This window comes from Pseudomonas sp. AK181 (assembly GCF_051122975.1).
Classification (GTDB): domain Bacteria; phylum Pseudomonadota; class Gammaproteobacteria; order Pseudomonadales; family Pseudomonadaceae; genus Aquipseudomonas; species Aquipseudomonas lactis.
The window spans coordinates 908,331-929,568 of sequence record NZ_CP146348.1 but is presented as its reverse complement, the minus strand read 5'-3'; the positions used below and the strand labels follow the sequence as shown (position 1 = coordinate 929,568).

Genomic DNA, 21,238 nt, shown 5'->3' with positions numbered 1-21,238 from the left:
AGACCGTTTTGAAAAGTGTATAGATTGTAAATGCAATTTACTTCTGTTTGAGAATCAATACCATTACGGCGCACAGAGAGCGCTGGATGCACGAAAAAATTCAGACGCCTCTCGTTCAATCGCCCCTCCTAAAGGACTTTGTGGACATGTCGTCTCAATTCAGGCTCAGCCATCTCTCGCTGGCGTTTATCGCTACCCTTTCGTCCCCCGCGCTGCTGGCGCAGAGTGTGGAAAAAGAGCGCGACAAAGTGCCGATCGAAGCGACAGACCTACCTGTGGATGGCACGCCCCAAGCCCTGGTATTGGGCGAAACGCGCGTACTGGGCACCGCCGCCGAAGAACTCAAGCAAGCGCCCGGCGTGTCGATCATCACCGCCGAAGACATCAAGAAACGCCCGCCCACCAACGACCTGTCGGAGATCATCCGCCGCGAGCCGGGTGTGAACCTGACCGGCAACAGTTCCAGCGGCAGTCGTGGCAATAACCGTCAGATCGACCTGCGCGGCATGGGCCCGGAAAACACCCTGATTCTGATCGATGGCAAGCCGTCCACCTCCCGCAACGCTGTGCGTTACGGCTGGAGTGGTGACCGTGATACCCGTGGCGAAACCAACTGGGTACCGGCCGAAGAAGTCGAGCGCATTGAAATCCTGCGCGGCCCGGCCGCCGCCCGTTATGGCTCCGGTGCCATGGGCGGTGTCATCAACATCATCACCAAACGCCCCACCGACCAACTGCACGGCTCGCTGACCGCCTACACCGCCTTTCCCGAAAACGATGCCGAAGGCGCGAGCAAGCGCACCAACTTCAACCTCAGTGGCCCATTGACCGACACCCTGGCGTTCCGCGTCTATGGCGGCCTGAACAAGACCGACGCCGATGACGCCGACATCAACCGCGCAGCGCAAGCGACCCCGGACTCGTTGGTAGCCGGCCGCGAAGGTGTGCGCAACAAAGACGTGAATGGCTTGCTGAGCTGGCAGTTCACCCCCGAGCAAACCCTCGACCTGGAAGCCGGCTACAGCCGCCAGGGCAATATTTTCGCCGGCGACACCATGCTCAACGGCGGTGGCGCGTTCGTGGAAAGCTTGGTGGGCAAGGAAACCAGCGTGATTCAACGCAGCAGCTTTTCTGCCACCCATCGCGGCGAATTCGACTGGGGTTCGACCCTGGCCTCGTTGACCCACGACCTGACCCGCAACGAACGCCTCAACGAAGGCCTGGCCGGTTCCGGCGAGGGCGCGCCCTCCGCCAGTGCAGGCCGTTTCGAGTCGCGCTTGCGCAATACCCGGGCCACCGCCGAGGTCAACCTGCCCCTGAGCCTCGGTGCCGAACAGGTGCTGACCCTGGGCAGCGAATACCTCTACGAGTCGATGAACGACCCAGGCTCGTTGCGCCCGCAAACCTACGACCCAGGCACCGGCGGCGTCCCCGCCATCCCGGGCGTCAGCCGCAACAGCACCAAGACCACCGCCTCAAGCTACGCCTTGTTTGCCGAGGACAACATCGAGCTGGGCAGCAAGACCGTGATCACGCCTGGCTTGCGCTTCGACGACCATGAGGAATACGGCGGCAACTGGAGCCCCAGCTTCAACGCTTCGCACCAGTTGACCGACGAGCTGAGCATCAAGGGCGGCATTGCCCGCGCCTACAAGACCCCCAACCTGTACCAGTCAAACCCGAACTATTTGCTCTACAGCCGTGGCAATGGCTGCAACGCCAGCGAAGCCAACATGGGCGGTTGCTACCTGGTGGGCAACCGGGACCTGAAGCCGGAAATCAGCGTCAACAAGGAAATCGGCCTGGCTTTGGACAAGGGCACCTGGCGCACCAGTGCGACGTATTTCCGTAATGACTACAAGAACAAGATCAACGCCAGTAACGAGGCGGCCTTCCGCCTGGGCAACGGTCGCCGCGTGCTGGAGTGGGAAAACAGCGGGCCCGCCTTGGTGCAGGGCGTTGAAGGCAACCTGTTCATCAGCCTGCGCGATGATCTGGACTTGAACACCAACCTGACCTACATGATCGACTCCAAGGACAAGGACACCGGCGAGCCCTTGAGCATCATCCCCAAGTACACCGTCAACACCACGCTGGACTGGCAAGCCACTGACAAGCTGTCTTTCCAGGTCAGCGGCACCTATTACGGCAAGCAGGAGGCGCCTAAGCTCAACTCACGCAGCGCCAGCAGTTACGATCGCAGCGCCCAGCAGGACGTCGACCCGTACGGGCTGATGGGCCTGAGCAGCGGCTACGAATTCAATAAAAACCTGAGCGTACGGGTGGGCATCAACAACCTGCTGGACAAGCGTTTGTCGCGCAAAGGCAACGCCGAGGATGCGGGGGCGCAGACCTACAATGAGCCAGGACGGGCTTACTTCGCGTCGGTGACTACATCGTTCTGAGGAAAGTGGGCGGCCAATAAGAAAAATGCCTTGGAAACCCCATCCAAGGCATTGTTTGAAGCGCTTTACATTCTACGTCTGGCTATCGCCTTCGTCTGCGTCGTCGCTGTCTGGCTCTTCGGTGGGCGAGTCATCATCCCCCTCAGCGCCACCTTGGCCTTTATCGCCGGGTTCCGCTTCGGACTTGGCCAACTGCAAGTCCGAGCTCTGGCTACTCGTCACCCTGGCTGAGCCATGCACCGGGTTATGCGCCCAGGCCGTCGACATCCCCAACGACAACAGCACCAGCACTTTCATCAACAGCACTACTCGTTGAAAAATACTCATGATCGATTCCGTCCAGTCAGTAAATGGGCCTCGCACGGCAGTCATTAACCGCCACCAGCGTTTACGCTAGTCGCGATGCCGGATTACCGCCAATTCACAGCCTTGATGAGATCAAAATGAGCGGGAGCGGTGCGAGTTTTTCTGCGGGACTGTTGGATAATGCTTTCAACGTTCCCTCTTATCAGCAGACAAACACCTATCAGTTGCCAGGCGCTATTCAACACGCAGAAAAATCTATCGATTAGCCGCACGGGAAAAACCGCTGAGTTCAGCCGTTCCCGAGATATCGACCTCCCCTGTCCCTATCCTATCCACAGCCGTGAACCGGTATTCGAACTTTATAAAAGCCCCCCCGGTTAGCGAAAATGACTTTATGTCCACTGCCCCTTCCGTCGCCAACCAACTGCTGTGTGCCTCACTAGGGTTATACCAAGCATACACGTTATCCTTTTCTGATATTTCGTAACTACGCTCTTCGATATCAAGAAAATCAAAATATATAAACACGCCAAGCCCAGCGTATTCGCTGCTAGCCCCCCCTACGTAACAGCCACGTCCCTCTGACAGGAAATACAGCTTATCCGCACTGAAACTGGGGCCACCTTCAATGTGCCCATTAACTTCCCCGGTCGTAGCAAGCGCAGTAACGGCTTTCAACGCTACCGCCCCCTCGAGTGTAATTATTGTAGAATCGTCCCCCTCAAACTGCTTCGCCTTGAACTTGAACGTAAACTCCACACATGCGTTTTCATGCACCGAAATCTTTTTAATCACCACCTCTCCGATTCCGTCTCGTAGCGCTACCCACGAATAGCCAGGGCCAGCGTTATACCAAGCTGAAATTTTACTTTCCTCATCAAACTTATAAGTACCAGGCTCAATATCTTTATCAAAAGAAAAATAAATATTTCGACCATCTTCAAAATAACCCGACACCGTAAAGTTTTTCACATCATAAGAAAATGAGTGATTGACAGCGGTAAAGACCTCTCCCTCATCAACACGGGCAGTTAACACACCTTCTATATTTGCCTTCGCTTGTTTGATCATGTTTGTATCCTCTTCGTATCACGCCAAGCACCGTAGGCTCCCTACACTGACTTATAGCGTGAGTGACGAAGCACCACTACTGTCATTTCTGACAGTGAATCGATTAACCACTAAGGAGGCACAGGGACGGGAAGTTCGGGCGTAAAAATTTTGGCCCCCTTGATAATCTGCAACTCAACCAATAGCCCGCTGATTAAATAAAAAGGGCGAAGCCATCACAGCTTCGCCCTTCTCTTAACCGCTCAAACCTTAATGGTGTTCGCGGGTCGCACGGAATTTCACATCCGGCCAACGCTCTTCCATCAACGCCAGGTTCACCCGGGTCGGCGCCAGGTAGGTCAAATGCCCACCGCCGTCGATCGCGAGGTTTTCCACGGCCTTGTTGGAGAACTCTTCCAACTTCTTCTTATCGCTGCAATCAATCCAGCGCGCCGAATACACGGTGATCGGCTCGTAGGAGCACTCCACCTTGTATTCCTCTTTCAAGCGGCTGGCGACCACGTCGAACTGCAGCACACCCACGGCGCCGAGGATGATGTCGTTGCTGCGCTCGGGGAAGAACACCTGGGTGGCGCCCTCTTCGGCCAATTGCTGCAAGCCTTGGCGCAGTTGCTTGGACTTGAGCGGGTCACGCAGGCGCACGCGGCGGAACAGTTCCGGGGCGAAGTGCGGGATACCGGTAAAGCCCAGGGCTTCGCCTTCGGTGAAGGTGTCGCCGATCTGGATGGTGCCGTGGTTGTGCAGGCCGATGATGTCGCCGGCAAACGCCTCTTCCAGCTGTTCACGCTCGGAGGAGAAGAACGTCAGGGCGTCGCCGATGCGCACGTCCTTGCCGGTACGCACGTGGCGCATCTTCATGCCTTTTTCGTATTTGCCGGAGCAGATGCGCATGAAGGCGATACGGTCGCGGTGTTTGGGGTCCATGTTCGCCTGGATCTTGAACACAAAGCCCGTGAATTTCTCTTCGACCGGTTCCACGGTGCGCTCGTTGGCAACACGGGCCAGGGGTTTTGGCGCCCAGTCCACGACAGCGTCGAGCACATGGTCGACACCGAAGTTGCCCAGCGCGGTACCGAAGAACACCGGCGTCAGTTGGCCGTCGAGGAACTCCTGCTGGTTGAACTCATGGCAGGCGCCCTGCACCAGTTCCAGCTGGTCGACGAAACGGTCGTACTCGTCGCCCAGGTGGGCGCGGGCTTCGTCGGAGTCGAGCTTCTCGATGATCTTGGTTTCGGTGCGTTCATGACCGTGGCCGGCGGTGTAGACAATGATGTAATCGTCGGCCAGGTGGTACACACCCTTGAAGTCGCGGTAGCAACCAATCGGCCAGGTGATCGGCGCGGCCTTGATCTTCAGGACGGCTTCGATTTCATCCAGCAGCTCGATGGGGTCGCGGATATCGCGGTCGAGTTTGTTGATGAAGCTGACAATCGGCGTGTCACGCAGACGGCACACGTCCATCAGCGCGATGGTGCGCGGCTCGACGCCTTTACCGCCGTCGAGGACCATCAGCGCCGAGTCCACCGCGGTGAGGGTGCGGTAGGTGTCTTCGGAGAAGTCTTCGTGCCCCGGGGTGTCGAGCAGGTTGATCATGTGCTCGCGATACGGGAACTGCATGACCGACGTGGTAATGGAAATACCCCGTTGTTTTTCCATTTCCATCCAGTCAGAGGTGGCATGGCGGTCAGATTTGCGCGATTTCACCGTGCCGGCTACCGCGATCGCCTTGCCCATCAGCAACAGCTTTTCGGTGATGGTGGTCTTACCGGCATCGGGGTGGGAAATAATGGCGAAAGTGCGGCGTTTCGCGACTTCGGCGGCCTGGTGGGTCATGGGAAATCGCCTGGCAGGTGAGTCAAAAAAGGGCGGCGAGTATAGCGCAAACGCGAGGGTACGGACCACCGTTGAGCCCATTGGGGGTGGCTAAATGCTCCCAAGTGTGGAACCTTTTAAAAGGTAGAGACGTCCACTCCCCTGCTATCGCACTCGGAACAGGGGCTGAAAAATCAGCAAGTTAGCCTGACGAGGCTGCGCTCATGGCTCGATCGCATACTGCATTGCCAGTATCGGCGAGTTGCTTTTCGCGAACCCATTCCAAGGCAGCCAGTCATGGCCCTGCCGCTCGGAAATGTGTTCGCCGACAGAAGAAAAAAAGGAGTCCGCCTGTGGCTATTCGCTATGGCAAAGGGCTGATAGGAGCAGTGGTTGTCGTCGCTCTCCTGGCCCTGCTGGTCCACTGGATCGGCATCAACACGATCGAACTGTACCGCGACGATTTGTTGTTTTACCTGCAAGCTCATCTGATTCTCGTCCTAGTCTCCATGCTGGCAGCCCTGATTGTGGGCATCCCCGCCGGTATCCTGCTCAGCCGACCCAACATGGTCGGGCGCGCAGAACGTTTCATGCAGATCTTCAACATCGGCAACACCGTCCCTCCCCTGGCCGTACTGGCCATCGCCCTCGGCGTCCTCGGCATCGGCAGCGGCCCGGCCATCTTCGCGCTGTTCCTCGCCTCGCTCCTGCCCATCGTGCGCAACACCTACGAAGGCCTGAAAAACGTTCAGGGCTCCCTGAAAGAAGCCGCCACCGGCATCGGCATGACCCCGCGCCAGGTGCTGTTTCGCGTGGAGCTGCCCAACGCCGTGCCGATCATCATCGGCGGTGTACGCGTGGCCCTGGCGATCAACGTCGGTACCGCACCGCTGGCCTTCCTGATCGGCGCCAACAGCTTGGGCAGCCTGATCTTCCCCGGCATCGCCCTGAACAACCAGCCGCAACTGTTGCTCGGCGCCGCGTGTACCGCGCTGCTGGCGTTGCTGCTTGACGGCCTGGTAACCATGGCCAGCCGCCTCTGGCTGGAACGCGGGTTGCGCCCGTCTTAAGCCCGGTAAAGGAACTCACATGAAAAAACTGAGCTTGATATTAGGCTGCGTCCTGCTGCTTGCAGGTATTGCACAAGCCGCCGAAAAACCCGTGATCCGCATCGGCGCCCGGGTGTTCACCGAGCAGACCCTGCTCGCCGAAATCACTTCCCAGTACCTGCGCACCAAGGGCTACGACGCCCGTGTGACCGGCGGCCTGGGCAGCAACCTGGCGCGCAGTGCCCAGGAAAGCGGGCAACTGGACCTGATCTGGGAATACACCGGTGTGTCCCTGGTGGCCTACAACCATATCGACGAGAAACTCGACAGCGAACAGTCCTACGCTCGGGTCAAAGAACTCGACGCGAAAAAAGGCCTGGTCTGGCTATCGCCGTCGCGCTTCAGCAACACCTACGCCCTGGCACTGCCGGAGAAAGTCGCGCAGGAACATCCCGAGATCAACAGCATCAGCGACCTCACCCAAGCCATGGCCGAGGAGACCAAAGAGCATCGCCTGGTCGCCCTGGACACCGAGTTCGCCAACCGCTCCGATGGCCTGGCCGGCATGGTCAAGCTGTACGACATGAACCTGACGCGTAAGAACACCCGGCAGATGGACGCCGGCCTGGTCTACACCGCGCTGCGTAACGGCCAGGTGTTCGCAGGTTTGGTCTACACCACCGACGGGCGCCTCAACGCCTTTAAGTTGAAGCTGCTGGAAGACGACAAGCACTACTTCCCGGACTACACCGCAGCCCCGGTGATCCGCCAGGAATACCTCGACAAGCACCCGCAACTGGCGGCCGAACTCAAGCCTTTGGCCCACCTGTTCGACGACGAAACCATGCGCCAGCTCAATGCACGGGTCGACGTCGACCATGAAAGCCCGTCCGCCGTTGCCGCCGATTTCCTGCGCCAACATCCAATCAACTAAAAAGGAGAAGACATGGAATTTTTGAACGCCTTTTCCCATCTTGATTGGGCCCAAGTGCTGCACTTGACCTGGCAGCACATCACCCTGGTCGGCATCGCCGTGATCCTCGCGATTTTTATCGGTGTGCCCCTGGGCATTCTGATGACGCGTTTTCCGACCCTGGCAGGCCCCCTGCAAGCCAGTGCCACGGTACTGCTGACCGTGCCCTCCATCGCGCTGTTCGGCCTGCTGCTGCCGTTCTACTCCAAGTTCGGCCAGGGCCTGGGACCAATGCCGGCGATTACCGCCGTGTTCCTCTACTCCCTGCTGCCGATCATGCGTAACACCTACCTCGCGCTGACCGGCGTAGAGCCAGGCATTCGCGAAGCCGCACGCGGCATCGGCATGACCTTCGGCCAGCGCCTGCGCATGGTCGAACTGCCGATTGCGGTGCCGGTGATTCTCGCTGGCGTGCGCACCGCCGTGGTGATGAACATCGGTGTGATGACCATCGCTGCCACCATCGGCGCCGGTGGCCTGGGTGTACTGATTCTGGCCTCTATCAGCCGCAGTGACATGTCGATGCTGATCGTCGGCGCCGTGCTGGTCAGCCTCCTGGCCATCTTCGCCGACCTGCTTCTGCAATGGCTGCAACGCTCGCTGACTCCAAAAGGATTGCTCAAATGATCGAACTTCAAAACCTGTCCAAGACTTTTCAAAGCAACGGCAAGACTGTCACTGCCGTCAACGATGTAAGCCTGACCGTCAACGAAGGCGAGATTTGCGTATTCCTGGGGCCCTCGGGCTGCGGCAAGAGCACCACGCTGAAAATGATCAACCGCCTGATCAAGCCCACCTCGGGCAAGATTTTGATCAACGGCGAAGACACCACCGACCTCGACGAGGTAACCCTGCGCCGCAACATCGGCTACGTGATCCAGCAGATTGGCCTGTTCCCCAACATGACCATCGAAGAGAACATCGTGGTGGTGCCCAAGCTGCTCGGCTGGGACAAGCAGAAATGCCACGACCGCGCCCGCGAGTTGATGAGCATGATCAAGCTGGAGCCCAAGCAGTACCTGCATCGCTACCCGCGTGAATTGTCGGGCGGGCAGCAACAGCGCATCGGCGTGATCCGCGCCCTGGCGGCTGACGCACCGTTGCTGCTGATGGACGAGCCGTTCGGCGCGGTCGACCCGATCAACCGCGAGATGATCCAGAACGAGTTCTTCGAGATGCAGCGCGCGCTGAACAAGACCGTGATCATGGTCAGCCACGACATCGACGAAGCCATCAAGCTGGGTGACAAGATCGCCATCTTCCGCGCCGGCAAGCTGCTGCAGATCGACCATCCGGACACGCTGCTGGCGCACCCGGCAGACGAGTTCGTCAGCAATTTCGTGGGCCAGGACAGCACCCTCAAGCGCCTGCTGCTGGTCAAAGCCGAAGACGCGGCGGACAACGCCCCGTCCGTGAGCCCGGAAACCCCGGTGGCCGATGCCCTGGAACTGATGGACGAGCATGACCGCCGTTACGTGGTGGTCACCTGCGCCGAGAACAAGGCGCTGGGTTATGTGCGCCGCCGCGACCTGCACCGCCAGGCCGGTACCTGCGGCCAGTACCTGCGCGAGTTCAACGCCACGGCGGCATATGACGAGCATTTGCGCATCCTGCTGTCGCGCATGTACGAGTTCAACCGCTCGTGGTTGCCGGTGATGGATGCAGAGCGGGTGTTTTTGGGTGAGGTGACCCAGGAGTCGATTGCCGAGTACCTGAGCTCTGGTAAGTCCCGTGGGGGCAAGACCAGTATTGTCTCCCCGGCCGAAACTGCTTTGGCTTGATAGATTGCTATCGCAGCGATGCGGCGACCCGACAAGCCAGCTCCCACAGGGGAATGCATTCCAGCATAAGAATGCAGTTCAAATGTGGGAGCTGGCTTGCCTGCGATGAATACACCGCAAATCCATCTGATTGGCCCCATCCGGGGAACATCAATCCGTCACACCGGTCGGTTACATAAGTAGCTGCACGCGGCCGCGCGACGAACGCGTGCAAAAACGCGACATTTTTAGTTGATCCCACGCCCGCCAAGCCCTAAAGTTCGCGCCGAACGTCCATGCTGGAAACGATCCATCCGGCTCAAGTACTGACGACGAGACAGCAAGGCCAAGGGCAGCTTAGCCCGTGGCCTTTTTGCTTTCGGCGACATGCCTTGGGAAGTAGGCGAACCAAAGTGGGGATACGGAGGACGTTCATTTGCACCCATTGATCAAATTAGTTTGCCCTTAGGAGTTCCCAGCATGTCGATCAACGTCGAAGATTATTTCGCGCGCGCCACTTTTGACAAAATGAAGGCGTTCGCCGACAAGCAAGAAACCCCGTTCGTGGTGATCGACACCGCGATGATCAGCCAGGCCTACGATGACCTGCGCGCCGGTTTCGAATTCGCCAAGGTGTATTACGCCGTCAAGGCCAACCCGGCCGTTGAAATCATCGACCTGTTGAAAGACAAAGGCTCGAGCTTCGACATCGCTTCGATCTACGAGCTGGACAAGGTCATGGACCGCGGCGTCAGCGCCGACCGTATCAGCTACGGCAACACCATCAAGAAATCCAAGGACATCCGCTACTTCTATGAGAAGGGCGTGCGCCTGTTCTCCACCGACTCCGAAGCCGACCTGCGCAATATTGCCAAGGCCGCGCCGGGCTCGAAAGTGTATGTGCGTATCCTCACCGAAGGCTCGACCACCGCTGACTGGCCGTTGTCGCGCAAATTCGGTTGCCAGACCGACATGGCCATGGACCTGCTGATCCTCGCCCGCGACCTGGGCCTGGTGCCTTACGGCATCTCGTTCCATGTTGGCTCGCAACAGCGCGACATCAGCGTGTGGGACGCGGCCATCGCCAAGGTCAAGGTGATCTTCGAACGCCTGAAAGAAGAAGACGGCATTCACCTGAAGCTGATCAACATGGGCGGTGGCTTCCCGGCCAACTACATCACCCGCACCAACAGCCTGGAAACCTACGCTGAAGAAATCATCCGTTTCCTCAAGGAAGACTTCGGTGACGACCTGCCGGAAATCATTCTGGAACCTGGCCGTTCGCTGATCGCTAACGCCGGCATCCTGGTCAGCGAAGTGGTATTGGTGGCGCGCAAGTCCCGTACCGCCGTCGAGCGCTGGGTGTACACGGATGTGGGCAAGTTCTCCGGCCTGATCGAAACCATGGACGAGGCCATCAAGTTCCCGATCTGGACCGAGAAGAAAGGCGAGATGGAAGAAGTGGTCATCGCCGGCCCGACCTGCGACAGCGCCGATATCATGTACGAAAACTACAAGTACGGCCTGCCATTGAACCTGGCCATTGGTGATCGTCTGTACTGGTTGTCGACCGGTGCCTACACCACCAGCTACAGCGCGGTTGAGTTCAACGGGTTCCCGCCGTTGAAATCCTTCTACGTTTAACCCCTCCCCCGCTCGTTCCCACGCTCTGCGTGGGAATGCCTCCTGTAACGCTCTGCGTTACGCGCTCATGTGCGGACGCAGAGCGTCCAGGGCGGCATTCCCACGCGGAGCGTGGGAACGATCAGGTCGCGGCTCGTTGTCGGTAGGCCTCGGCCATGGCGCGAATTCGCGGATCATCCGCCAGCGCCAGGGCCTTGTGCGCCGTTCGCAGGAATTTGAGATTCCCGCCTTCCAGCGCCTTGCGCAACCACTCCAGTGCCGCATCGACCTGGCCGCTGTCGGCCAGCACCGCCGCATGGCTGAACTGCCCGCGAAAATCCCCGGCCTCGGCTGAACGGCGATACCACTCGACAGCCGCCTCAAGGTCCTTGGGGCAATGCTGCCCGTCTTCCAGGTAACGCCCGAGCAGGTTCATGGACTTGGCGTGGCCCTGCTCGGCGGCCTGGCGATACAGCGCCAGTGCTTGCGCCTGGTCTTCAATAACGCCACGACCGGTAGCCAAGAGGTTGGCGTAGTTGTACTGCCCCCAATCCAACCCGGCGTGTGCCGCCAGGCGATATTCCTGCGCGGCTGCGGCTTCATCGACGGCACAGCCCCAGCCATGCTCCCGGCAACGCCCGATCATATTGCGCGCCATCAGGTGCCCGCCCTGCGCGGCAATCTGGAACCAGCGCAGCGCCAAGGCCTCATCGCGTGCGATGCCGCGCCCTTCCAGCAAGATTTGCCCGAGCAGGGCCTGGGCATCGACCACGCCTGCCTTGGCCGCGATGAGGATGGCCTGGGCGGCGCGCACCGGGGAATCATCGAGCATGCTCTGCAATTGTTCGACGTTGAGCACTTCTTCGCGGCGCAATAAAAAGCCCATGGTCAGACCTCGACCCAGCGGCGCAACAGGTTGTGATAGGTGCCGGTGAGCTGGATCAACGCGGGGTGGTCGGGCACGTCGCGGGTCAGTTGCTGGATCGCGCCGTCCATCTCGAACAGCAAGGTGCGCTGACTGTCTTCGCGCACCAGGCTTTGGGTCCAGAAGAACGAGGCATAGCGCGCGCCACGGGTCACCGCGTTGACTTTATGCAGGCTAGAGCCGGGGTACAGCACCATGTCGCCGGCAGGCAGCTTGACTCGCTGTACGCCGAATGTGTCCTGGATCTCCAGTTCCCCGCCGTCGTAGTCGTCGGGGTCGCTGAAGAACAGCGTGGACGAAAGGTCGGTGCGCACGCGCTCATGGCTGCCTTTGGGTTGGCGCACCGCGTTGTCGATATGAAAGTCGAAACTGCCGCCTGCGGTGTAGCAGTTCAGCAGTGGCGGGAAGACTTTATGCGGCAGCGCGGCCGACATGAACAGCGGGTTGCTCCACAACCGCTCCAGCATGGCTGCGCCAATTTCCTTGGCCAACGGGTGGCCTTCAGGTAATTGCAGGTTGTGCTTGGCCTTGGCCGACTGGTGCCCGGCAGTGATTTTGCCGTCAGCCCATTCGGTCTCTTCCAGGGCCTGGCGAATACGCAGCACCTCCTCGCGAGAGAACAGGCCGGGAATGTGCAGCAACATGGGGCAATACCTGCGATCAGAGAGGCGTCAATGATATTGATTCTTATCCGACCTGTAAAACACGGGGACGAACGAGAAGGCAAATTCCGTAACAAAAAAGTGTAAAGAATGTAAATTTGATGCGAATAGCAATATCTCGCAATTGATACAAAGTCTTGTTGGCCCTATATTCCGCGGCCTCACATCCTTGGGGAAGGGACACGTCATGTCGCGCACTATTCTAAAAATACCGGTCAGTTCACCACGCATGCTGGCTTCGGCCATCGGCGTTGCCCTGAGTGCCGGCTCCGCCGCCCACCTGGCGCAGGCGGCTGAAAATACCGAGCCAAAAGGCGAGCGCAACCCTATCTCCCTCGGCGCCACCAACATCACCGGCCAGGAGCAGGACAACACCTCCTACCAGGTGGAAAAAGCCTCGTCGCAGAAGTACACCGCGCCGCTGGTGGACACGCCGCGTTCGGTCACCGTGGTGCCGCAACAAGTACTCAAGGACACCGCCGCCACCTCGTTGCAGGATGCCTTGCGCACCGTACCGGGTATCACCTTCGGTGCCGGTGAAGGTGGCAACCCTCAGGGCGACCGTCCGTTCATCCGTGGTTTTGACGCCCAGGGCGACACCTACCTCGATGGCGTGCGCGACACCGGCGGCCAGAGCCGCGAGATCTTCGACATCGAGTCCATCGAAGTCAGCAAAGGCCCCAACTCCTCGTTCGGCGGCCGTGGCTCGGCCGGTGGCAGCCTCAACCTGGTGAGCAAGACCCCACAAGCGCGGGACTTCACCAACGGCGGCTTTACCTACGGCTCCGACCAGACCCGCCGCTACGTGCTCGACGTGAACCGCCAGTTCCTGGACGACAGCGCCGCCTTCCGTCTGAACCTGATGAGCCATGAACAAAACGTCGCTGGCCGCGACGCGGTGAATTACGACCGTTGGGGCGTGGCACCGTCGCTGACGTTTGGCCTGGGCACACCGACCCGTGTCAACCTCAGCTACTACCATATGGAAAGTGATGACCTGCCGGACTCAGGGATTCCCTACGGCTACGGTTCGTCGACCGCCACGGCCCACGTACATGACAAACCCAACGACGGCGGCGACAGCAACAACTTCTACGGTTTGAAAAGCCGTGACTTCCGCAAGACTCGCGCCGATATCAGCACGTTCTCCATCGAGCACGACCTGAACGACAACATGACGCTGAAAAACACCCTGCGCCACGGCAGCACCGGCCAGGACTATGTGCTCACTCAGCCGGATGACAGCAAGTTCAACGTCAACCGCTACGGCACCGTCTGGCGTCGCGCCAACAGCCGTGTCTCCACCACGACCACAACCACCAACCAGACCGACCTGTTTGGCAGCTTCCAGGCCCTGGGCTTCAAGCACACTTACTCCACTGGCCTGGAATTTACCGGTGAAGAAACCCGTGTCAGTGGCTACACCGTCAGCCCTAACGCGAACCCGGTGTGCACCACCGCCAAGGGCAGCCTGGGCGGCCAGTGCACCTCACTGAGCAACCCAAACCCCGACGATGCCTGGAACGGCAGCATCGCCCGCAACTACAACGGCACCAACACCAAAGCCACCAGCCGCGCCGCGTACGTGTTCGATACCATCGAGCTCGATCCGAAATGGCTGCTGAACGTAGGCTTGCGTTACGACACCTTTGACACCGAAGCCAACACCAACGCCGTCGCCGGACGCACCAAGATCAAGGACGACAGCCAGTTCTTCAACTGGCAGGCCGGCCTGGTCTGGAAGCCGGTGGAGAACGGCAGTATCTATGCCTCGTACGCAACATCGGCCACGCCAGCCGGTGGCCTCATCGGTGAAGGTTCCGACGGCAACCCGCTGTCTGCCGGTGCCGCTACCAGCGACTTGCAGCCGGAAGAAACCGTCAACTACGAACTGGGCACCAAGTGGGACCTGTTCCACGACCGCCTGTCCCTGACCGCTGCTATCTTCCGCACCGAGAAGAAAAACACCCGCATCCTGGTGGATGCACTCACCTACCAGAACGCCGGTGAATCTCAGGTCGACGGCATCGAGTTGTCCGCCAGCGGCAAAATTACCGAACAATGGCAGGTGTTTGCGGGCTACAGCTATCTGGACAGCGAACTGGTTAAATCCGGCCTCAACGGGCGTAACGGTGTCGTGAGCTCCGGCTCCAGCAAGGGCAACCAAATGCCCAACACGCCGAAGAACTCGTTCAGCCTGTGGACCACCTACGACATCACGCCCAAGCTGACCATCGGCGGCGGCGCCTTCTATGTCGATCAGGTTTACGGCGACGTCGGCAACACGGTGTATGTGCCCTCCTACACCCGCTACGACGCCATGGCCAGCTACAAGCTGACCAAGAACGTCGACCTGCAATTGAACGTGCAGAACCTGACTGACAAGACCTACTACGACAAGGCTTTCTCCACGCACTTCGCCAACCAGGCGGCCGGTCGTACGGCGTTGTTGACCACCAGCTTCCACTTCTAAAAGCGGTAAAGTTCCAGCCAAAAGCCCCACACATCGGATGCGTGGGGCTTTTGCGTGTTTTTCGGCAACTCACGGCATAATGCGCGCCGTGATCAGATATCCAGCTAAGCGAGGCGCTCCGACGTGTTGAAGAAAACCCTGTTCCAGTTGCATTGGTTCTTCGGCATCACGGCCGGGCTGGTGCTGGCCTTGATGGGGGTCACCGGGGCCGCGTACTCGTTTCAGGACGAGATCCTGCGGGCGCTCAACCCCACCGTGTTGAGCGTGCAAAAACGCGAGGCCGGTGTACTGCCGCCCGCCGAGCTGGTACGCAAGTTGGAAGCCACCGAAGGCAAGACCGTGGCCATGCTGTGGGTAGAAAGCGACAGCGGCAACGCCGGCCGCGTGTCCTTCACCCCACCACCGGGCGAGCGCCGTGGCCAGATGCGCTACTTTGACCCGTACACCGGCGACTACATGGGCGACGCGGTCGGCCAGGATCTGTTCGGCTTTATCCTGCAACTGCACCGCTTCCTCGCCATCGGTGACACCGGGCGCAATATCACCGGCGCCTGCACCCTGATCCTGTTGTTCTTCTGCCTCTCCGGCCTGTACCTGCGCTGGCCGCGCCAGGTGAAAAGCTGGCGCGTCTGGCTGACCCTGGACTGGCGCAAAAAGGGCCGCAGCTTCAATTGGGACCTGCACTCGGTATTCGGCACCTGGTGCCTGCTGTTTTATCTGTTGGCGGCGCTGACCGGGCTGTATTGGTCGTACGACTGGTACAACCGTGGCGTGACCAAACTGCTGTCCGACGCGCCGCAGAACGAGCGCATGCGCAAGCGCGGCCCTGCCCCCGCTGGCCCGGCTCCCGTGGCCAACTACGACGCGATCTGGAGCAGCATCTACAGCAACGCCGGCCCCGACTTGAGCGCCTACAACATTCGGATGCCGCCGGTTGCCGGGCAACCGGCCACTGTGTATTACCTGCTCAACTCATCGCCCCATGACCGCGCGCTGAACCAGATCAACCTGGACCCGGCAACCGGCGAGGTTAAATCCCACGAGCGCTACGCCAGCAAAAGCCTCAAGGCGCAGCTGTTGACCAGTGTGTATGCGCTGCACACCGGCAGCTATTTCGGCCTGGTCGGGCGGATTGTCCTCACCGTCAGTTCACTGCTCATGCCGCTGTTTTTCATCACTGGCTGGCTGCTGTACCTCGACCGACGCCGCAAAAAACGCCAGGTACGCGATGCCCGTAAAGGTCTGACAGACAACCACAGCGATGCCCCGGCCTGGCTGATCGGCTTCGCCAGCCAGAGCGGTTTTGCCGAACAACTGGCCTGGCAAACGGCCGGGCAATTGCAGGCTGCGGGCCTGGCGGTGAAGGTGCAGCCTCTGGGCAGTGTCAGCCGCGACGACCTCAGCCAATCGCAGAACGCGCTGTTTGTGGTCAGTACCTTCGGCGACGGTGAAGCCCCCGACAGCGCCCGTGGTTTCGAGCGCAGCGTGCTCGGCCAGGCGCTGCCCCTCAAAGGCTTGAACTACTCGGTGCTGGCCCTGGGTGACCGGCAGTACGAGCATTTTTGCGGCTTTGCGCGGCGCCTGCATTTCTGGCTGACCAACCAGGGCGGCAACCCCCTGTTTGCCCCGGTGGAAGTCGACAGCGGCGACACCCTGGCGCTGCAGACCTGGCAACAGCAGTTGGGCCAGCTCACCGGCCATGCCCCGGCAGCGGCCTGGCCGACGGCCCAGTACGAAAACTGGACCCTGAGCCAACGCACTCTACTCAACCCCGACAGTGTCGGCTCGCCCGTCTACCTGCTGGGCCTCACATCCACGTCTGCGCACAGCTGGCTGGCCGGCGACCTGGTGGAAGTTCTGCCGCGCAATTGCCCCTGGGCCATCGAACACTTCCTGGCCGGCCTGGGCTTGGTCGGCAGCGACGGCGTGGTAATCGACGGCGTCGCCCACACCCTCGATCAGGCCCTGGCCACGCGCCAACTGCCGGACAACCGCACGCACCTGGTCGGCCTGCACGCCCAGGCACTGGTGGACGCGTTAGTACCGCTGGGCATGCGCGAATATTCCATCGCCTCGATTGCCAGCGACGGTGTGCTGGAGCTGATCGTGCGCCAGGAGCGCCACCCCGACGGCAGCCTGGGGCTTGGCTCCGGCTGGCTGACTGAACACGCCGCCCTCGGCTCGGCCATCAGCCTGCGCCTGCGGCGCAACAGCGGCTTTCATTTGCCCGACGCGCCTGTGCCGCTGATTCTGCTGGGCAACGGCACCGGCCTGGCGGGCCTGCGCAGCTTGCTCAAAGCACGCATTGCCGACGGCCAGCAGCGTAACTGGCTGCTGTTTGGCGAGCGCAATATCGCCCACGACTACCTGTGCCAGGAGGAACTGCAAGGCTGGCTCGCCAATGGAGACCTGGCCCTGCTGGACCTGGCGTTTTCCCGGGACCAGGAGGAGAAAATCTACGTACAGGACCGCCTGCGCGAATCAGCGGATGTGCTGCGCAAATGGCTGGCGGATGGCGCGGCGATTTATGTATGTGGCAGCTTGCAGGGGATGGCGACGGGTGTGGATCAGGCGCTGGCAGACATTCTGGGCAATGAGGCGCTGGAGCGCCTGATCGAACAAGGCCGCTATCGTCGGGATGTCTACTGACCCTTTGTTGCTCCTGATCGTTCCCACGCTCCGCGTGGGAATGCCGCCCTGGGCGCTCCGCGCCCGCTCTTATCAGCATTCCAATCAGGCCGGTTCCAGTTTTTGCTCGAACACGGAAACCCCGTCCAAGTCCCGCAGCATCACCGTCAACTCCCCCGTCTGCCCATCAATCTGCACCTCACCAAAAAACTGAAAACCCGCAAACGGCGAGGTGTTCTGTGCCGGTGGCGCCTTCTGGAACACCACGTGCGGGCCAAAGGTTTTATCCAGTGGGTTGGGCCCGAAGCTTCCGGCATTCAACGGCCCTGCCACAAACTCCCAGAATGGTTCGAAATCCTGGAACGCCGCGCGGTCTGGGTGGTAGTGATGCGCCGCGCAGTAATGCACATCGGCCGTCAGCCACACGTGGTTGCGCACCTTGTGCTCATGCAGGAACCCCAGCAGTTCGGCGATCTCCAGCTCACGCCCTTGCGCCGGGCCAGGGTCGCCATTGGCGATGGCTTCCCAACGCGCCACGCCGGGGCTGACTTCGCCGTCGGGCACGCCCAGGCCGATGGGCATGTCGGCGGCGACCACCTTCCACTGCGCTTGCGACGCCTTGAGCCCGCGCTTGAGCCAGTCCAACTGTTCACGCCCCAGGAAGGGTTTTTCAGCGCCCAGGTTGTCGTCATTCGGCCCGCGATAGCTGCGCATATCCAACACAAACACATCCAGCAGCGGCCCATAACTGAGCTTGCGATAAATGCGCCCGCCAGCGTCGGCGCTCTGTCGGCGCATGGGTGAATATTCCAGCCAGGCCTGGCGGGCACGGCCCACCAAGGTGTTGATGTCGCGGGTCTGGTAGCGCTCATCCAACTGCTTGCTCGATGACCAGTTGTTGATCACCTCGTGATCGTCCCACTGCCAGATCTGCGGAACCTCGGCATTGAAGCGTCGCACGTTTTCATCCAGCAGGTTGTAGCGGTAATTGCCGCGATATTCATCGAGGGTTTCGGCAACCTTGCTCTTGGCTTCGGTGGTGATGTTGCGCCAGATGCGCCCGCCTTCGGTGGTGAGCTGCGCGGGTACCGGGCCGTCGGCGTAGATGGTGTCGCCGCTGTGGATAAAAAAGTCCGGCAGGCGCAGGCGCATGGCTTCATAGATGCGCATGCCACCGATGTCGGGGTTGATGCCGAAGCCTTGGCCGACGGTGTCGCCGCTCCACACAAAACGGATATCGCGCCGCTGTTGCGGCACGCTACGCAAATGGCCGAACCAGGGTTCACTGGCAATGCCGCTCTGGGCGTCTTCGAAATGCACGCGGTAGAAAATCGCCTGGTCGACCGGCAGCCCGGTGAGTTCGACGCGGGCGGTAAAGTCGGTGCGGCTGTCGGCCAGGGGCGAGACGAATCGGCGCGGGTTGCTGAACACACTGCGGGTGTCCCACTCCACCACCATCTTCGCCGGGCGGTCGCTGCGGCTCCAGATTATCGCGCGGTCGCCCTGCAGGTCGCCCGACTGCACGCCGTCAGTGAGTTGCGGCCGGTCCTTCACCGAAGCGATCACCGCCGGCGCCAGGCCCGGCAACAACAGGCCGGCGCCCACGGCTTGCATCACACGGCGGCGACCGAGATCGAAGTGGCTCATGCAGGTGCCCTCTTGAGTATCAAAAGGGCCACTTAAGCATGATGGGATGAAGCGGATATGACACCGATTAGCAGAACGGTCGAGTTCAGCTGTGGGAGCTGGCTTGCCTGCGATGCAAACACCTCGGTGTATCAGGCAAACCTAGTCGATGCTATCGCAGGCAAGCCAGCTCCCACATTTTTTGCGAGTGTCAGGCAGTAACGGCCAGCTCGGCCGCTTCCGGTCGCTTGAGCAGGGCATACACCAAGCCGGTCAACACACTGCCCGCCACAATCGCCAACAAGTACAACAACGCATGGTTCATCGCATTCGGAATCACCAGCACAAACAAGCCGCCATGGGGCGCGGCGAGTTTGCAGCCGAAGTACATCGACAGCGCACCGGTCAACGCACCACCGGCGATGCTGGCCGGAATCACGCGCAGCGGGTCTTTGGCGGCGAAGGGAATCGCGCCTTCGGAGATAAAGCACAGCCCCAGGATCATCGCCGCCTTGCCGGCTTCGCGTTCGGTCTGGGCGAACTTGCGTCGGGCCAGTAACGTAGCGATGCCCATGCCAATCGGCGGCACCATGCCGGCGGCCATGGTCGCGGCCATCGGCGCGCCGCTCGAGGCGGCCAGCAGGCCAACCGAGAACGCATACGCCGCTTTGTTGATCGGCCCGCCCAAGTCCACGCACATCATGCCGCCGAGCAAAATGCCCAGCAGCACCGCGTTGGTGGTGCCCATGGTGCTGAGAAAGTCCGTCAGGCCCGTGAGCAAGCGCGCGACCGGTGGGCCCACCAGGTAGATCATCACCAAGCCGGTAAACAGGCTTGCCAATAACGGAATGATCAGGATCGGCTTGAGCGCTTCCAGGCTCTGGGGCAGTTGCACCGCGCGGCTGATCAGCTTGACGCAATACCCGGCGACGAAACCGGCGAGGATGCCGCCGATAAACCCAGCCCCCAGCGTGCCCGCCAGCAGCCCGCCGATCATGCCGGGTGCCAGGCCAGGACGGTCGGCAATCGAGTAGGCGATGTAGCCCGCCAGCAGCGGCACCATCAACAGGAACGCCTGGTCACCCACGGACTTGAGCGCCGCCGCCAAGGTGCCGGGCTGTTCGAAGGCATGGATGCCGAACACAAACGACAAGGCGATCAGCAAGCCCCCCGCCACCACCATCGGCAGCATGTACGACACGCCGGTGAGCAGGTGTTTGTAGACGCCGGTTTTCTCCGCCTTGGCCGCTGCACCGCTGGCCGCGCTTTCCACTGCGCCTTCGGCGAGGGCCTTGTTGAGGATGGCTTCGGATTGCTTGAGAGCAATGCCGGTGCCACAGCGGTAAATCTTCTTGCCGGCGAAACGCTCGGTGGCCACTTCGATATCGGCCGCGAGCAATACCACATCGGCATCGGCAATCGCTTGCGGGCTCAACGGCGTGCGGGCGCCCACCGAGCCTTGGGTCTCGACCTGCAAGTCATAACCCAGGCGCTGGGCCGTCTGCTGCAAGGCTTCGGCGGCCATGAACGTGTGGGCCACGCCAGTGGGGCACGCGGTAATCGCAACGATACGCGGCGCAGCCTTGGCCGCCACCGGGACGGCGTCGGCGACATACACCTGGGCTTCTTCGGCGCCCCGGCGCAATACGCCTTCGACATCCGCCAACGCCTGGGCCGGCGTGCTCTGGAACACGCGCTTTCCGACAAACCGCTGCATATCCACCGGGGTACTGCTGACCAGCAGCACCCACTCGGCATCATCAATCGTCGCCTGGGACAACTGGCGCTCCGGGCGCTGTACATCGACGACTTCAACACTGGTGTGCAAGCCCATGCGCTGGGCGGCGGCGTCCAGCAAGCGGGCGCACAGCACACTGGTGACCATGCCGTTCGGGCAGGCAGTAACAATGGCTAACTTCATCACA

15 protein-coding genes are annotated in these 21,238 nt (G+C 60.6%); 8 read left to right on the top strand and 7 right to left on the bottom strand.

From position 1 onward, the window contains the following. Positions 1 to 146: 146 nt before the first annotated feature. Positions 147 to 2,405, top strand: coding sequence for a TonB-dependent siderophore receptor (locus V8689_RS04495; RefSeq protein WP_056789575.1), 2,259 nt, complete (start codon positions 147 to 149; stop codon positions 2,403 to 2,405). Positions 2,406 to 2,477: 72 nt separating this feature from the next. Here the strand turns inward: V8689_RS04495 and V8689_RS04490 are convergent, their stop codons facing one another. The 3 genes from V8689_RS04490 to V8689_RS04480 all read right to left on the bottom strand — a co-directional run bounded on the left by V8689_RS04490 (position 2,478) and on the right by V8689_RS04480 (position 5,615). Further along, positions 2,478 to 2,732: a hypothetical protein gene (locus V8689_RS04490; RefSeq protein ID WP_056789572.1), complete on the bottom strand. Its 255-nt coding sequence runs from the start codon at positions 2,730 to 2,732 to the stop codon at positions 2,478 to 2,480. A 234-nt stretch (positions 2,733 to 2,966) separates the two neighbouring features. Beyond that, positions 2,967 to 3,782 carry a DUF6252 family protein gene (locus V8689_RS04485; protein ID WP_056789569.1) on the bottom strand — a complete coding sequence of 272 codons (816 nt, stop codon included), beginning with the start codon at positions 3,780 to 3,782 and terminating at the stop codon, positions 2,967 to 2,969. A gap of 249 nt (positions 3,783 to 4,031) precedes the next feature. After that, positions 4,032 to 5,615, bottom strand: coding sequence for a peptide chain release factor 3 (locus tag V8689_RS04480; protein ID WP_003188476.1), 1,584 nt, complete (start codon positions 5,613 to 5,615; stop codon positions 4,032 to 4,034). Positions 5,616 to 5,947: 332 nt separating this feature from the next. On the opposite strand from V8689_RS04480, the gene V8689_RS04475 reads away from it, so the two are divergent. The 5 genes from V8689_RS04475 (at position 5,948) to V8689_RS04455 (ending at position 11,020) form a co-directional block, all read left to right on the top strand. Then, positions 5,948 to 6,664, top strand: coding sequence for an ABC transporter permease (locus V8689_RS04475; protein WP_003188475.1), 717 nt, complete (start codon positions 5,948 to 5,950; stop codon positions 6,662 to 6,664). A gap of 19 nt (positions 6,665 to 6,683) precedes the next feature. After that, on the top strand, positions 6,684 to 7,577 hold the full coding sequence (locus tag V8689_RS04470) for a glycine betaine ABC transporter substrate-binding protein (RefSeq protein WP_032893595.1): 894 nt from the start codon (positions 6,684 to 6,686) through the stop codon (positions 7,575 to 7,577). A gap of 12 nt (positions 7,578 to 7,589) precedes the next feature. Then, on the top strand, positions 7,590 to 8,243 hold the full coding sequence (locus V8689_RS04465) for an ABC transporter permease (protein ID WP_003188473.1): 654 nt from the start codon (positions 7,590 to 7,592) through the stop codon (positions 8,241 to 8,243). Further along, positions 8,240 to 9,397, top strand: coding sequence for an osmoprotectant ABC transporter ATP-binding protein OsmV (locus V8689_RS04460; protein WP_003188471.1), 1,158 nt, complete (start codon positions 8,240 to 8,242; stop codon positions 9,395 to 9,397). The genes V8689_RS04465 and V8689_RS04460 overlap by 4 nt, the downstream gene beginning before the upstream one ends. Before the next feature lie 459 nt (positions 9,398 to 9,856). After that, positions 9,857 to 11,020: a type III PLP-dependent enzyme gene (locus tag V8689_RS04455; protein WP_014716890.1), complete on the top strand. Its 1,164-nt coding sequence runs from the start codon at positions 9,857 to 9,859 to the stop codon at positions 11,018 to 11,020. Positions 11,021 to 11,141: 121 nt separating this feature from the next. Here V8689_RS04455 and V8689_RS04450 read toward each other — a convergent pair whose 3' ends face one another. Together V8689_RS04450 and V8689_RS04445 are read right to left on the bottom strand one after the other, a co-directional pair. Beyond that, positions 11,142 to 11,885, bottom strand: coding sequence for a tetratricopeptide repeat protein (locus V8689_RS04450; protein ID WP_056789566.1), 744 nt, complete (start codon positions 11,883 to 11,885; stop codon positions 11,142 to 11,144). Positions 11,886 to 11,887: 2 nt separating this feature from the next. Then, positions 11,888 to 12,568: a Fe2+-dependent dioxygenase gene (locus V8689_RS04445; protein ID WP_056789563.1), complete on the bottom strand. Its 681-nt coding sequence runs from the start codon at positions 12,566 to 12,568 to the stop codon at positions 11,888 to 11,890. Positions 12,569 to 12,773: 205 nt separating this feature from the next. On the opposite strand from V8689_RS04445, the gene V8689_RS04440 reads away from it, so the two are divergent. Then, complete coding sequence (locus V8689_RS04440; protein WP_056789560.1) at positions 12,774 to 15,059, top strand: TonB-dependent receptor; 2,286 nt, start codon at positions 12,774 to 12,776, stop codon at positions 15,057 to 15,059. A gap of 123 nt (positions 15,060 to 15,182) precedes the next feature. Next, a complete protein-coding gene (locus V8689_RS04435; protein ID WP_056789557.1) occupies positions 15,183 to 17,708 on the top strand; it encodes a PepSY domain-containing protein in 2,526 nt (841 codons plus the stop codon). Between the two features lie 84 nt (positions 17,709 to 17,792). Here V8689_RS04435 and V8689_RS04430 read toward each other — a convergent pair whose 3' ends face one another. Continuing rightward, on the bottom strand, positions 17,793 to 19,334 hold the full coding sequence (locus tag V8689_RS04430; RefSeq protein ID WP_056789555.1) for an alkaline phosphatase D family protein: 1,542 nt from the start codon (positions 19,332 to 19,334) through the stop codon (positions 17,793 to 17,795). Between the two features lie 190 nt (positions 19,335 to 19,524). After that, positions 19,525 to 21,234, bottom strand: coding sequence for a PTS fructose-like transporter subunit IIB (locus V8689_RS04425; protein ID WP_056789552.1), 1,710 nt, complete (start codon positions 21,232 to 21,234; stop codon positions 19,525 to 19,527). Positions 21,235 to 21,238 lie beyond the last annotated feature (4 nt).